We start from the raw sequence: 12,286 nt of genomic DNA on the forward strand, positions 1-12,286 counted from the left end.
TCATGTTAGCAAGCTGGCAGTTCTGGGCGTTGATGTCGGCGGTATTCGCCGCGCTGACCGCGATTTTCGCAAAGGTCGGCATTCAGGGCATCAATTCGGACTTTGCAACACTGGTCCGCACCTTTGTTATTATCGGCGCGCTGTGCCTGTTTCTGACGATCACCGGCCAATGGCAAAGGCCGGGTGAGATTTCTGCCAGGTCGTGGCTGTTTCTCGTCCTGTCCGGTCTGGCGACTGGCGCGTCCTGGCTTGCCTATTTCCGCGCCTTGCAAATTGGCGATGCGGCGCGCGTCGCGCCGGTCGACAAGCTTTCGGTGGTGCTTGTTGCGCTGTTCGGCGCTGTGTTTCTCGGTGAGCGCATGTCGACTATCAACTGGTTCGGCATCGTGCTGATCGGCTGTGGCGTGGTGCTGGTGGCGCTACGGGTTTAGAACCCAACCCATTGCCGGAGCGGATTGGTCGGGTCCATCAGAAGGCGCACAGCCAGAGCGAGGCTGACCACGATCAACAGCGGCTTGATCATGCGCGATCCAACCTTCATCGCCAGACTTGCGCCAATCTGCGCGCCGATGAACTGCGCAATGCCCATGCAGATACCGATTTTCCAGTTGATGACGCCGACAGCCGCAAAAGTCGCAAAGCCGCCGACATTGGAGGCGCAGTTCAAAAGCTTCGTATGGGCTGTCGCTTTCAGCACGCCGTAGCCCGCCAGCGCCACGAAAGCCAGCATGAAAAACGATCCGGTGCCCGGACCGAACACGCCGTCATAAAAGCCGATCAGCGGCACGATGGTCATGCCGAACAGGAACGGGCCGATGCGGCGGGAACGGTCGATATCGCCGATATTTGGTTTCAGCGCGAAATAAAGGGCGATTGCCATCAACAGCAGCGGCAGCGCGGCGCGCATGATTGCGACCGGCAGAACTGTTGCGAGCAGTGCGCCGAAAACCGAACCGACGAGTGAAGCAAGCGCTTCCTGCCATTGCTCGCGAATGTTCACGTAACCCTTGCGGGCATAGGCGATTGTCGCCGAAGACGAGCCGAACAGACCCTGCAACTTGTTGGTGCCAAGCGCTTCCACCGGAGGAATGCCCGCAAGCAGCAAGGCGGGAATGGTAATCATGCCGCCACCGCCGGCAATGGAATCGATGATGCCAGCGATGAACGCGGCAGCCGTCAGGAGCAGGGTGAGTGTATCGAAGAATTCTAGCATGGAGAGGGTCCGGGAACTGATGTCGCAACATAACGTTGTTTTCCCGATCCGCCAGCATTAATGATGTGCTTCTAACCACGAACCCGGAGGGGCGCCTATGAGCGAAAGCATCTTCGACCGCATTAGCGCATTTTTGAACAAGAAGAGTGCCGTGCAGCGTGTTGCCGATGATCCGGCGCTGGCTTCCGAATTGCTCCTGCTTCTGCACGTTGTGTTCGCCGATGGCGACCAGCATCCGGCGGAAATTGCTGCCTTCAAGGAAATCGCCTTCAAGAATTTCGGCATCGCGGCGGAAGATATTCCGGAAGTGGCCGAATATCTGAAGGATTTCGCTTACGAAACCACCACCAAGCAGGCCGCCAACATGCTGGCCGAAATGGCGCCCGAACGGCGTCTGTCGTTGTTGCGCGATCTGATGACGATTGCCTGCGCCGATAATCGCATCGATAAATCGGAAACGGTGCTGATCCAGCGTGTTGCCGATGTGCTGGGCATCAAGCGCGAGGAATTGCAGCAGGCGCAACGGGGCTCGCCCTGTGGGGCGTGAGGCGCGGCTTGCCGTTCTGGGGATGGGCAGTTCTTCAGGGGCGACGCTTGGCGAACTGATGGCGCTTGCGGGCACTGTCCTATCCCAGTGTGGTCTGCGCAAACCCGATATGATCGCGACACTGGCATCGAAAGCCGGTGATTCCGTTTGGGCGGAACTTGCCGCTCATTACGATTGTGCTTTGCGCTTCTTCGAGGCGGGGCGTCTGGAAGAAGAAACGCCGCGTCTCGTCAATCCTTCCGAAGCAGTGTTCCGGACTGTCGGATGCCATGGCGTGGCGGAAGCTGCCGCGCTTGCCGGGGCGGGGCCGACGGCAAAGCTCGTCGTTCACAAGACCGGCCTGCTGCACGCCACCGCTGCGCTGGCTGTGGCGGGACAAGAAAACAGGTAAGACAAGTGACCGTTCATTTCATTGGCGCCGGTCCGGGCGCGGCAGATCTCATCACTGTGCGCGGCCTGCGGCTGATCGAAAAATGCCCTGTGTGTATTTATGCAGGATCGCTGGTGCCAAAAGATGTGGTTGCTTCCGCTCCCGCCGATGCGCGCCTCGTCGACAGCTCATCCATGACGCTCGATGAAATCATCGCGGAAATGGCGGCAGCCCACGCGAAGGGGCAGGATGTCGCCCGCGTTCATTCCGGTGATCCGTCAATTTACGGCGCGGTCGCCGAACAGATGCGCAGGCTCGACGCGCTGGGCATTCCATATGATGTGACACCGGGCGTTCCCGCTTTTGTCGCCGCCGCCGCCGCGATGAAACAAGAACTGACGATCCCGGAAGTCAACCAGACGATCATTCTCACCCGCACGTCGATGAAATCCTCGGCGATGCCGGAGGGGGAAGACCTCGCCACGCTTGGTCGTTCCGGGGCCACCTTGGTCATTCATCTGTCGATCCGCAATCTTGGCAAGATCGAACGCGAACTGACGCCGCTTTATGGTGCGGATTGCCCGGTTGTGGTGGCTTATCGCGTCGGTTGGCCGGATGAACTCATCCTGCGCGGCACGCTGTCGGATATTGCCGGAAAGATCGAAGCAGCCGATTTGAAGCGGACCGCGATGATTTTTGTCGGGCGCGGGCTCGATCCGAAGAATTTTCGGGATTCGGCGCTCTATCACGAAGCGCACAGCCATGCGGCGCGCTCAAAATCCGAAGTGTAAGCGAATAAGCCGGATTGTTTCTTCCACTGTCTCCGTGACATGTTCAGCCATGACCGGAGGGCGGGCGATCATCATGACGGGCAAAGCGAGATCGCGCGCGGCCCTGATCTTGGCATAAGATGTGTCGCCACCGGAATTGCGACAGACAATCAGCCCGATGCGCTTTTCCGTCAGAAATTGCGTTTCCTGCGCGTGAGTGCCCGGTCTGGCCAGAACAATTTCACACGTCTTTGGTAAGGGCGCGTCGGTCGGGTCGATCATGCGCATGATGAAATGCGCGTCGGCACGGGTTGCGAAAGGCGCGATATGCTGACGCCCGAGCGCGAGGAACACGCGTTCGCCCGCCGGGATCAGTCTTGCAGCTTCTTCTTCATTGGCCACAGTGATCCACTGGTCGCCATTCTGCTGCACCCATTGCGAGCGCTCAAGCCGGAGCAGGGACGTGCCGGTCAATGCGGTTGCCGTCACCGCATTTTGAGAAATGCGCGCGGCATAGGGATGCGTGGCATCAATGACGTAGTCGATTTTCTCAGCCGTGATATAGGCGGCAAGACCGTCAGCGCCGCCGAAACCGCCGCTGCGCACCGGACCGGGCAGAGGTGCCGGATTGGCGGTGCGCCCCGCAAGAGAGGTCATGACTGCAACCGGCCAGGTCGAAAGCTCCTGCGCCAGCTGTGCAGCTTCCGTTGTGCCGCCCAGAATGAGAACCTTGGGTTTAGACACGGGCAAGGATTGTTCCCGCCCGGTCAGTCACGATGATTTCCACATCGACAGGTGCGCCACGGAGAGTCGCGAGCGCGGTTTCCTTCGCCTTGACGGCAATCGGCGTGGCGATATCGATGCCGATTGCCTTTGTCATATCAAGCACTTCCTTGGCGGTGTTCGCAAAGAGAATCCGGTCCTTGAGGTTTCCCGGTGCGCCAGCCTGTTCGGCGATCTCTGCCAGAAAGCTCATGTCCACCTGACTGCGTGCCGAATGCAGGTCGAGCGCACCCTGCGCCAGCTTGGTGAGCTTGGCGAAGCCGCCTGCGATCGTCAGCCTGTCGATCGGGTGATCGCGCAGATATTTAAGCACGCCGCCTGCAAAATCTCCCATATCGAGAATGGCGAAATCCGGCAGATCGTAGATCGCCTGCGCGGCATCTTCCGATGTCGATCCCGTCGCGCCAAGCACATGCCTTTGGCCTGCCGCCCGCGCCACATCGATACCGCGATGAATGGAGTGAATCCAGGCAGAGCATGAGAAGGGATGCACGACGCCGGTGGTGCCGAGGATGGAAATGCCGCCGACAATGCCAAGACGCGGGTTCCACGTCTTCTTGGCGATTTCCTCGCCGTCGGGCACAGAAATGGTGATGACGAGATCGGCAGGGAGGCCGTATTCGGCGCAGATTTCCTCGCAGATTTCGGTCATCATGCGGCGCGGAACGGGGTTGATCGCGGCTTCGCCCGGTGGAATGGGCAGTCCGGCCCGCGTCACGGTGCCAACACCTTCGCCAGCGCGAAAGACCACGCCGGTTCCGGGTGGAGCGGGAAAGACGGTGGAAATGATCGTCGCGCCATGGGTGACATCGGGGTCGTCGCCCGCATCCTTGACGATACCCGCCATGGCGTAACCTTCGCCAAGTCCTTCATAGGCCAGCTGGAAATAGGGCACTTCCCCCTTCGGCAGGATGATTCCAACCGGGTCGGGAAATTCGCCGGTAATAAGCGCCGTCAGCGCCGCCTTGGTGGCAGCGGTTGCGCACGCGCCCGTGGTCCAGCCACGTCTAAGCTCGCTTTTTCCAAGCTTTTTATTGGGGTCTGCGGTTTCGTCACTCATGGATGCCTTATAAAGTATCTGATAGCAGTGCCGCCAGATTTATTAATGGTTGAAGCGAATGAGCGGAATCGGATCGACGACAGAACGGGGCATTGCCCTGCCAGCGATGGAGCCGGGCCATGTCTGGCTGGTTGGCGCCGGGCCGGGCGACCCGGGTTTGCTGACGCTCCATGCCGTCAATGCGCTGCAACAGGCGGATGTCATCGTCTATGACGCGCTGGTGGACGAAGCCTGTTTGTCTCTGAAAAACGAACAGGCGGTGCTGGAATATGCGGGCAAGCGGGGCGGCAAGCCGTCGCCCAAGCAGCGCGATATTTCACTTCGGCTTGTGGAACTGGCGCGGCAGGGCAAGAAAGTCCTGCGCCTCAAGGGCGGCGATCCTTTTGTTTTCGGTCGTGGAGCGGAAGAAGCGCTGACGCTGGTGGAACATGGCGTGCCGTTTCGCATCGTTCCCGGTATCACGGCGGGGATCGGCGGACTGGCCTATGCGGGCATTGCCGCCACGCATCGCGATATCAACCAGTCGGTGACGTTCCTGACCGGACACGATGCGACGGGATTGCTGCCCGACCGCATTAATTGGAATGGCATCGCAAAATCGTCACCGGTTATTGTCATGTATATGGCGATGAAACATATCGATCTCATCACGGCGCGGCTGATCGCTGCCGGACGTTCGCCAGACGAACCGGTCGCTTTTGTCTGCAATGCCAGCCTGCCAGAACAGACCGTTCTCGAAACGACGCTGGCGCGCGCGGCCAGCGATGTTGAGGCTGCGGGGCTCAAGCCGCCTGCCATCGTGGTGGTGGGAGAGGTGGTCCGGTTGCGCGGTGGTCTCGATTGGATCGCCGCCGCACAAGGCCGCCAGCTCGTCAGCGATCCCTTGGATATCAGACGCGGAGGCGAAAGCGCATGAAGGGTTTTATGATCGCCGCGCCCTCGTCCGGTTCGGGCAAGACGACGGTAACGCTTGGTTTGTTGCGCGCCCTGAAGCGGGCCGATGTGGCGCTTGCGCCAGTCAAGACGGGACCAGATTATATCGATCCCGCCTATCACAAGGCGGCAAGTGGCGTGGAATGCTTCAATCTCGATCCATGGGCGATGCGCATGGAACTGATCAGCGCCCTGTCGGCACGGATGACCGAAGGTGGAAAGGTGCTGATCGCCGAGGGCATGATGGGTCTCTTCGATGGCGCGCTGGACGGGCAGGGCTCTTCCGCCGATCTGGCAAGGCTGCTCGATTTGCCGGTGGTGCTGGTGGTGGATTGCGCGAAACAGTCCCATTCCATCGCAGCGTTGGTTTCCGGTTTCAGCCGGTTCCGCAAGGATGTTTTCGTTGCGGGAGTTCTGCTTAATCGTGTCGGCAGTGCGCGCCATGAGGCCATGTTGCGTGATGCCCTGAAGCCGCTCGGCATTCCCGTTTTGGGTGCATTGCCGCGCGATGCAGCGCTGGCTTTGCCGGAACGCCATCTGGGGCTTGTGCAGGCGGGCGAACATGCCGATCTCGAACGCTTTCTCGATCACGCCGCCGATAGGATTGAGGCGCATGTCGATCTTGCTGCTCTGCAGCGCATCTGGTCGGCACCGAAACGCTTCGATCCGATGGCCAACGTGCCGCGTCTTCTGCCGCTCGGCAGTCGCATTGCGGTTGCGTGTGATGATGCTTTCGCCTTTGCCTATACGCATCTTTTCGAGGGCTGGCGCAGGCGCGGGGCGGAAATTTCCTTCTTCTCGCCTCTGACTGATGAAACCCCGTCGCCAGACGCCGATGCGGTCTATCTGCCGGGCGGCTATCCTGAACTCCATGCGGAACGGCTTGTCGCCGCGCAGAATTTCCAGAACGGTATCAGGGCTGCGGCAGCGCGCGGCGTGACGATCTATGGCGAGTGCGGCGGCTATATGGTGCTGGGCGAGACGCTGGAAGATGCCAGCGGCAAACAGCATCCAATGCTGGGTCTTTTGCCGCTGGAAACCAGTTTTTCCAAACGCAAGCTGCATCTGGGCTATCGCGTTCTGGAGCCATTGAGCGGGTCGCCCTGGCAGGTGCCGCTGAAAGGCCACGAATTTCATTATGCCAGCACCACGCACGAAGGCGCGGCGGACAGGCTGTTTAAAGTCCGCGATGCGGCGGGGGTTGATGTGGGCGATGCCGGGCTGCGGGTCGGATCGGTCGCTGGTTCCTTCATGCATGTCATCGATTTTTCCGGAGACCGTGCGTGACATCCAGCATTGAACATGGCGGCGCGCTCGACAAGGCGATTGCGCGTTTTGGCGGCACATCGGGCGATTGGCTCGACCTTTCGACCGGGATCAATCCCGAGCACTATCCCTTGCCGTTCATTTCAGCCGAGGTCTGGAACCGCTTGCCGGATGAAGGTCTGCTGCGCCAGACGCTTGAACTTGCACGAAACTATTATCGCATACCGGCAGGCGCACCTATCGTTGCCGCACCCGGCACGCAAGCGCTGATCCAGATTATTCCGACTCTGGCGCAACCTGCGACGGTCGCCGTTTTGACGCCGACTTATCAGGAACATGCGGCTTCATTCGCCGCCTCTGGCTGGCAGGTCGCGGAATGTGCTGGCATTGCCGATATTCCCGACAGTGCGACGGTTGCGGTCATCGTCAATCCCAACAATCCCGACGGAAGGGTAATTGCTGCAGATGAGCTGCGCGCTCTGGCCCGGACTTTGGGCGCGAGAGGTGGTTTTCTGGTGGTGGATGAGGCTTTTGCCGATCCGCATCCCGAAGTCAGCGTCGCGGCGCTGGCCTCCGACGAGCCTCTGATCGTACTGAAATCCTTCGGCAAGTTTTTCGGCCTGGCTGGCGTGCGTCTGGGGTTTGCCGTCGCGCAGGCTCGAATCGTCGACACGATCACGCGGCGCTTGGGTCCTTGGGCCGTGCCGGGACCGGCGCTTGTCATCGCTTCCGACGCTTTCGCGGGTGGCGAGACATTGCAGGCGTTTCGCAGGCGGATAGACATTCGGCGTCGGGAACTTTCCGATGTGCTTGCGCGATGCGGATTGTGGGAAGTCGGCGGCACCGCGCTGTTCTCGTTGGTCGCGCACGACAATGCGCACGGATTGCACGGGGCATTGTGCGAAAACCATATTCTCGTCCGCAAATTCGCCTATGCTCCGCATTGGTTGCGCATCGGCCTTGCCAATGACGATGCAGATCTTGCGCGTCTGGAACATGCGCTCATTCAATGTCTCGGAAAAGCAGCTTGAAAAAGTGATTCATGAATCTCGGTTAAATCCATGGAAATAAAGCTGATTATCCTGTCGCTGGCGCTCATCCTCGACCGCGTCGTCGGTGATCCGCCGCAGCTGTGGCACAGGCTGCCGCATCCGGTGGTGCTGTTCGGCAAGGCAATTTCCTGGGGTGAGAAGCGTTTCAACGACCGCACGCTGCCGGACGCGGTCCTGCGCCGGAACGGTATGTGGCTGACCATCGCGCTGGTCGCGGCCTGTATTCTGCTGGGGCTGGCGATCGAAAGCCTGCTGCCCTTTGCGGGCTCTGCCGGGGCCGTGGCGGAAATTCTCATCGTGGCGGTGCTTCTGGCGCAAAAGAGCCTCGCCGATCATGTCGGGGCGGTTGCGCGCGGGCTGCGCGACGCGGGCATCGACGGCGGGCGCAAGGCGGTTTCGATGATCGTCGGGCGCAATCCCGAGCAGCTGAGCGAAGGCGGTGTCAGTCGAGCGGCCATTGAAAGTCTGGCGGAAAACGCCTCGGACGGCATTGTTGCTCCGGCATTCTGGTTTCTTGTTGGCGGTCTGCCGGGACTGTTCGCCTACAAGATGATCAATACCGCCGATTCGATGATCGGCCATCTCAATGATCGCTATCGACACTTCGGGCGTTTCGCTGCAAAGCTGGACGATGTTGCCAATTATATTCCGGCGCGCTTGACTGGCCTTCTGGCCGCGCTTGCAACTGCACCGACCCGGAGCAGGGGAGCAGCAAAGGCAGCGTTTTCGGTCATGCGCAGCGATGCGCGCCTGCATCGTTCGCCCAATGCGGGCTGGCCGGAATCCGCTTTTGCCGGTGCGCTTGATCTGGCGCTCGCCGGTCCGCGTCAATATGGCGAAGAGAAAGTGGAAGGGCCGATGCTCAATGCATCGGGCAAGCGCGAAGCCAACGCGGCCGATATCGACGCGGCGCTGGACCTTTTCTGGGCGACGATGAGCCTGCTGACTAGCCTCGTTATCGTCGCAAGCCTCGCCGGACTTATCTATCGGCTGGTATGAAGCGCGAACCCTCGTAGCGCTGCAAGCGGTTCGGATTGTCTGTCCGCATGCCGTTGCCGTCGAACTTGATCGTGCCAAGCACCGTTTCGAAGGATGTATGGCGCAGCGTGTCGAGCACTGGCTGCTTTTGCTCATCGGCTTTGCTGACGGCATCGGCGGCGATCTGCACCGTTGCATAGCCGGTGATCGCATAGGCTTCGACAAAACGACCCGCCTGATGAAGCGCGTCGATTGCCGGTTTCGCGGTTGGCAAATCCTGCGGCTTCAGCGGCGCGGTCATCAATGTGCCTTCGCTCAAGCGTTGTGCGCCGGGTGCGGCGTCCAGCAGGCTGCTGCCTGCAATGACCAGCGGATAATTGAGCGAAGCAGCACTTGCGCCAATCGCGGCAATGTCGTCGCGTTCGCCGCCGACGTAGACATGGGTGGCGCCAGCGCGCTTAAGGCGGGCAACCAGCGCGTTTTGGTTTTCCAACCCGGGGCGATAGGTATCGGTGAAAACCGGCTGTAGCTGCTGCTCTTTCAAGCTGGCAAGAACCCGGCTTGCGCGCTCACGGCCTTCAATGGTGCCATCATCGATCACCGCGAAGGGCTGGGCGCGCCACAGACTGCCGAGAAAACTCGCCGTCGCCTGCGTTTCCTTTTCCAGTCCCGTGCTCAGGCGGAACACCGGCAGGGGCGTTGCGGCGCGGCGCTCGACAAGGGTTTGTTCGCTGACGCCGGATATGATCACCGGAATGTTGCGTTCGGCCAGAAGCGGGGCTGCGGCTTCGAGAGATTCGGCGCAGAGAAAGCCCGATGCGATGCGGACATTTTGCGCAATGAAGCGTTCTGCCGCCTCCTTGCCACCTTCCGCGTCGCAACGGTCATCGAAAATGACCAAGTCTGTGCTTCGTGTTTCGGCAGCCGCACGCGCGCCCTGCGCAAGCTGGTTGCCCAAGGGGGCGAAAGTGCCCGTCAAAGGTGCCGCCAGACCGATCCGGATGTTATCCGCATACGCCAATCCCGATCCTGCCAGCAACAGCATGGCAAGGCTTGTCAGAGTGGCAATGGGAAGCTTCCCAGACTCAATCACGTTATCGGTCTTCTTTATACAATTCGTGGCAATGTGATCGAAAAGTGGGTAGCGGTTTCCGCGCCTTTGTGCAATGCCCGTAATCTATGCCAGTATTTCGGCTAAATATTACGGTCGGCAACGGATCGATTCTGACGTGCAAACGATAAATAACATCATCTCCAGTGCGGCATCTGTGGAGCCCAAGGCTTACCGCGATGCCATGAGCCACTATGCAGGCGCGGTGCAAATCGTGACGACCGATGGCCCGGCAGGACGGCGCGGCCTGACATTGACGGCGGCCTGTTCGGTATCCGACGCTCCCGCGACAGTTCTGATCTGCCTTCAGAAGGTTCATGAAGACAATCGCCTGTTCATCGAAAACGGTGTCTTCGCAATCAACACGCTGGCTGGAACACATCAGCAACTGGCCGATGCCTTTTCCGGGCGCATCGGGTTGACACAGGATGAGCGCTTCGAACTGGCGACGTGGGACAGGCTTGCCACCGGCGCGCCGGTGCTGAGCGATGCGCTGGCGGCTTTCGACTGCCGGGTTGTCAGCATTCAGGATCATTCGACGCATCATGTGCTGTTTGGCGAAGTGATCGGCCTGCGGTCCAATGCCGATGCATCTGCGCTCATCTATCTGAACCGGCGCTATCACACGCTCGAATTGTGATCGGCTGACTGGAGGGGAGGAGGCAGAATGAAAATGCGATTGAACGCAACAGCGCAGGCTGGACTTGGGGGCATGGCAGCGCTGCTGTTGTCGGTGTCCGTAGCTTGGGCACAAGGGCCACTGCCGCCTTTCAAGGATGATGCCTTCGCCTATCCCGGCGTGTTGAGCAGCGCCGATGGCGGCGACTATAAAATCATTGATTACAACGAGATGCGCGACATCAATGGTCGCGATAGCGTGCCGGAAAAGCGCGTCAAGGACAGCTATGTCTCGCTGAAAGCGCGCGCCTATCAAAAGGATGTCACCTTTCAGACCGCGGCGGGGCCTGTGAAGGCCATGGTCGCTGGCAAGCAGCAGGGGGCATCCTTCATCGTAATCTATCTGCACGGTCGCGGCGGTAATCGCTTGCAGGGGATGAATGATTTCACCTTTGGCGGCAATTTCAACCGCGTCAAGAATTTGGCCGCGCTGAATGGCGGTCTCTATGTCACGCCGGATTTCAAGGATTTCGCGACTACGGGCGAAGCGCAGATTGCGGGGCTGATCGAGGCCTTGAAGGCGTCGTCGCCTTCCGCACCGCTGATCCTGTCCTGCGGTTCGCAGGGTGGTTCGCTTTGCTGGCGCATCGCGTCCAATGAAAAGGCTGGCGGAGAGCTTGCCGGGCTCATTCTGTTGGGTTCGCTGTGGGACGACGGTTTCTTCACATCGGCGACATTCAAGCGGCGTGTGCCGGTCTTCTTCGGACATGGCAGCCGCGATCCGGTTTTCGCTATTGACCGGCAGGAAGCTTTCTATGGGGAAATTCGCAAACGCGCGCCGGGCTATCCGGTACAGTTCCGGCGGTTCGAGTCCGGCAATCACGGTACGCCCATCCGCATGACCGACTGGCGGGAGATGGTAAACTGGATTCTCGCAAAACAGTGACGACAGTTTTGTGGATGCGAATCGAAATTCCGGCTCTGTGGCGTTCCTGCCACTCGACAATCGGCTAAAACCGAATAGTTATCGAAATTAAAATTTTACCTATCCAGCAGACCTAATGAGGAAGACCATTATGTACGGACGAGTCCGCACCGGAGCCCGTTTCCTTGCAATCGCCATGTTGGCCCCGCTTGCTGCCGCCTGTACGACGACCGCGCCGGTTGCCATCACCCCCGGCAAGACCGATTCCCCGGTGCCAGCGGCCAGCTCCTCGCTGCCAAGCTTCATTCCGACTCCGGTTAAGACGGTCGACTATTCCCTGGCGCAGCCTTGCATCACTGCCGCCGCCAACAAGTATTTCCTGCCGGAACGCGTGATCAGCGCTGTCGATTCCCGTCCGGGCGCCAATGGCGGTACGGATGTGGACCTGAAGGTCGATCTGCGCACCGCAGTCTGCCAGCTGACCGCCAAGGGCGGCGTGCGCGCGGTTATCGACACTTCGCCGAAGAGCGCCGATCAGGTTGCCGCTGAAGCTGCTGCCGCCAAGGCCGACGCAGCCGCAGCTGTCGCGCCGAAGAAGGCCAAGGCAAAGAAGAACTGATTCATTAAACTTAAATAAGTTACGAAAAAGGCAGGGATTTC

The 12,286-nt window shown here is 59.9% G+C and carries 15 protein-coding genes; 11 read left to right on the top strand and 4 right to left on the bottom strand.

Going from position 1 to position 12,286, the window contains the following annotated elements; all coding sequences use genetic code 11:
* Positions 1–2: 2 nt before the first annotated feature.
* Complete coding sequence (locus HWD97_RS14565) at positions 3–431, top strand: EamA family transporter (RefSeq protein ID WP_109369287.1); 429 nt, start codon at positions 3–5, stop codon at positions 429–431.
* On the opposite strand, the gene HWD97_RS14570 is transcribed toward HWD97_RS14565, so the two are convergent.
* Positions 428–1,213 carry a TSUP family transporter gene (locus tag HWD97_RS14570; protein WP_109369286.1) on the bottom strand — a complete coding sequence of 262 codons (786 nt, stop codon included), beginning with the start codon at positions 1,211–1,213 and terminating at the stop codon, positions 428–430. The two genes, HWD97_RS14565 and HWD97_RS14570, sit on opposite strands and share 4 nt — an antisense overlap.
* Positions 1,214–1,310: 97 nt before the next feature.
* Between HWD97_RS14570 and HWD97_RS14575 the strand changes: the two genes are divergently transcribed.
* From HWD97_RS14575 to cobM, 3 genes are read left to right on the top strand one after another with little or no spacing between them, the layout of a single operon-like run.
* A complete protein-coding gene (locus HWD97_RS14575) occupies positions 1,311–1,760 on the top strand; it encodes a TerB family tellurite resistance protein (RefSeq protein ID WP_109369285.1) in 450 nt (149 codons plus the stop codon).
* A 22-nt stretch (positions 1,761–1,782) separates the two neighbouring features.
* Positions 1,783–2,151, top strand: coding sequence for a cobalamin biosynthesis protein (locus tag HWD97_RS14580; RefSeq protein ID WP_109369284.1), 369 nt, complete (start codon positions 1,783–1,785; stop codon positions 2,149–2,151).
* Positions 2,152–2,156: 5 nt separating this feature from the next.
* The gene (cobM, locus tag HWD97_RS14585) at positions 2,157–2,921 is read left to right on the top strand and encodes a precorrin-4 C(11)-methyltransferase (protein ID WP_109369283.1); all 765 of its coding nucleotides are present in this window, start codon (positions 2,157–2,159) and stop codon (positions 2,919–2,921) included.
* On the opposite strand, the gene HWD97_RS14590 is transcribed toward cobM, so the two are convergent.
* Both HWD97_RS14590 and HWD97_RS14595 read right to left on the bottom strand, forming a co-directional pair.
* Positions 2,904–3,650 carry a cobalt-precorrin-6A reductase gene (locus HWD97_RS14590; protein WP_109369282.1) on the bottom strand — a complete coding sequence of 249 codons (747 nt, stop codon included), beginning with the start codon at positions 3,648–3,650 and terminating at the stop codon, positions 2,904–2,906. The two genes, cobM and HWD97_RS14590, sit on opposite strands and share 18 nt — an antisense overlap.
* Positions 3,637–4,743 carry a cobalt-precorrin-5B (C(1))-methyltransferase gene (locus HWD97_RS14595; protein WP_109369281.1) on the bottom strand — a complete coding sequence of 369 codons (1,107 nt, stop codon included), beginning with the start codon at positions 4,741–4,743 and terminating at the stop codon, positions 3,637–3,639. The genes HWD97_RS14590 and HWD97_RS14595 overlap by 14 nt, the downstream gene beginning before the upstream one ends.
* 58 nt (positions 4,744–4,801) lie before the next feature.
* Between HWD97_RS14595 and cobA the strand changes: the two genes are divergently transcribed.
* Genes cobA through cbiB form a run of 4 tightly spaced genes read left to right on the top strand, consistent with a single transcriptional unit; the run spans position 4,802 to position 8,993 of the window.
* On the top strand, positions 4,802–5,659 hold the full coding sequence (gene cobA, locus HWD97_RS14600) for a uroporphyrinogen-III C-methyltransferase (protein WP_109369280.1): 858 nt from the start codon (positions 4,802–4,804) through the stop codon (positions 5,657–5,659).
* Positions 5,656–6,963 (top strand): cobyrinate a,c-diamide synthase, encoded by a 1,308-nt coding sequence (locus tag HWD97_RS14605; protein ID WP_371835167.1) that lies wholly within the window; start codon positions 5,656–5,658, stop codon positions 6,961–6,963. The genes cobA and HWD97_RS14605 overlap by 4 nt, the downstream gene beginning before the upstream one ends.
* A complete protein-coding gene (gene cobD, locus HWD97_RS14610) occupies positions 6,960–7,973 on the top strand; it encodes a threonine-phosphate decarboxylase CobD (protein ID WP_109369278.1) in 1,014 nt (337 codons plus the stop codon). The genes HWD97_RS14605 and cobD overlap by 4 nt, the downstream gene beginning before the upstream one ends.
* 30 nt (positions 7,974–8,003) lie before the next feature.
* On the top strand, positions 8,004–8,993 hold the full coding sequence (cbiB, locus tag HWD97_RS14615; RefSeq protein WP_109369277.1) for an adenosylcobinamide-phosphate synthase CbiB: 990 nt from the start codon (positions 8,004–8,006) through the stop codon (positions 8,991–8,993).
* Here the strand turns inward: cbiB and HWD97_RS14620 are convergent.
* On the bottom strand, positions 8,974–10,065 hold the full coding sequence (locus HWD97_RS14620) for a branched-chain amino acid ABC transporter substrate-binding protein (RefSeq protein ID WP_371830789.1): 1,092 nt from the start codon (positions 10,063–10,065) through the stop codon (positions 8,974–8,976). The two genes, cbiB and HWD97_RS14620, sit on opposite strands and share 20 nt — an antisense overlap.
* A gap of 136 nt (positions 10,066–10,201) precedes the next feature.
* Between HWD97_RS14620 and HWD97_RS14625 the strand changes: the two genes are divergently transcribed.
* The 3 genes from HWD97_RS14625 (at position 10,202) to HWD97_RS14635 (ending at position 12,245) form a co-directional block, all read left to right on the top strand.
* Positions 10,202–10,723, top strand: coding sequence for a flavin reductase family protein (locus tag HWD97_RS14625; protein WP_109370255.1), 522 nt, complete (start codon positions 10,202–10,204; stop codon positions 10,721–10,723).
* Between the two features lie 33 nt (positions 10,724–10,756).
* A complete protein-coding gene (locus tag HWD97_RS14630; RefSeq protein ID WP_109370254.1) occupies positions 10,757–11,647 on the top strand; it encodes an alpha/beta hydrolase in 891 nt (296 codons plus the stop codon).
* Positions 11,648–11,777: 130 nt separating this feature from the next.
* Positions 11,778–12,245: a hypothetical protein gene (locus tag HWD97_RS14635; protein ID WP_109369275.1), complete on the top strand. Its 468-nt coding sequence runs from the start codon at positions 11,778–11,780 to the stop codon at positions 12,243–12,245.
* Positions 12,246–12,286: the final 41 nt, after the last annotated feature.

Origin of the sequence: Ochrobactrum sp. C6C9 (assembly GCF_022627935.1) — a bacterium.
Classification (GTDB): Bacteria; Pseudomonadota; Alphaproteobacteria; order Rhizobiales; family Rhizobiaceae; genus Brucella; species Brucella teleogrylli.